This window comes from Pseudonocardia halophobica (assembly GCF_027922425.1).
In the GTDB taxonomy this organism is placed as follows: Bacteria; Actinomycetota; Actinomycetes; order Mycobacteriales; family Pseudonocardiaceae; genus Pseudonocardia; species Pseudonocardia halophobica.
Window position 1 is genome coordinate 1 of record NZ_BSFQ01000151.1, and the last position, 981, is coordinate 981.

Here is a 981-nt window from a genome sequence, read left to right on the forward strand (position 1 = left end):
ACGCCATCCGTCTGCCCGCCAACGCCGTCTTGCGCGAGAAGATCGCGCATCGGCTGACACGGCCCGTGGGACGGCCTTCGCTGACCAAGGTCAAACGGTTCTTCGAGGACTTCGAGTATCAGGCGGCGTCCTGGGACAAGCCGCGCCGCGTCATCGCCAAGATCGAATGGCATCCGGGCGAGCTGTTCCCCAAAGTCGGCTTCATCGTCACCAACCTGCCGATGGAGCCAGACTGGGTGGTGAGGTTCTACAACCAGCGCGGCACCGCAGAGCAGCACATCAAGGAAGGCAAATATGCCTTTCGCTGGACGCGGCTGTCATGCCGGAAGTTCCGGCACAACGAGGTGCGGCTGCAACTGCACGCGCTGGCCTACAACCTGGCAACCTTCCTGCGCTGCATCGAACTGCCCGAGGCCATGGCGGACTGGTCGTTGACCAGCCTGCAACTCAAGCTGATCAAGATCGGCGCCCGCGTCGTCCGCCACGCCCGCGCCATTACCTTCCAGTTGGCCGAGGTCGCCGTCACCGGCCCGATGGTGCGGGCCGTCCTTGCCGCCATCCGCCGTCTTCGAACGCCTCCGTCATGCGCATGACCACGATCCATGCCCAAGCTGAACGAAAGCGGCAGGACAGGTCCGTCTGCCGCGCGGAAAAGCGGCTCTGCCGGGCCAGAATGCTGCGGGTTCGAGGCTTGATCCACCCGACTTCGGCCGTTTGCGCGACGACAGACACCGCTCGGGGCGAAAAACGCTTGCCCAGCGAGCAAAATCAGGCGATCTTGAAGTCAAGCGGCAGGCCACTTGGGGAATGTCGGAAGAAACTCTACCCGTCCTGACGCTTGGTCCGCCGCCTCATAGCCGTGCTGGGTCTTGCGATTGACGACCAACGTCCGGGCGTTAACCGTAACCGCAGTCCCAGGGGAAATGTCATATCGCGGCGCAACGTTCATCAGGCAACCCACACGCGGGAATGTTCCCAGAT

The 981-nt window shown here is 63.1% G+C and carries 1 pseudogene; it reads left to right on the plus strand.

Annotated features, from left to right (window positions below):
* Nucleotides 1-593: pseudogene (locus PKE99_RS39145) on the plus strand (IS1380-like element ISPme1 family transposase); the annotation flags it as partial.
* Nucleotides 594-981: the final 388 nt, after the last annotated feature.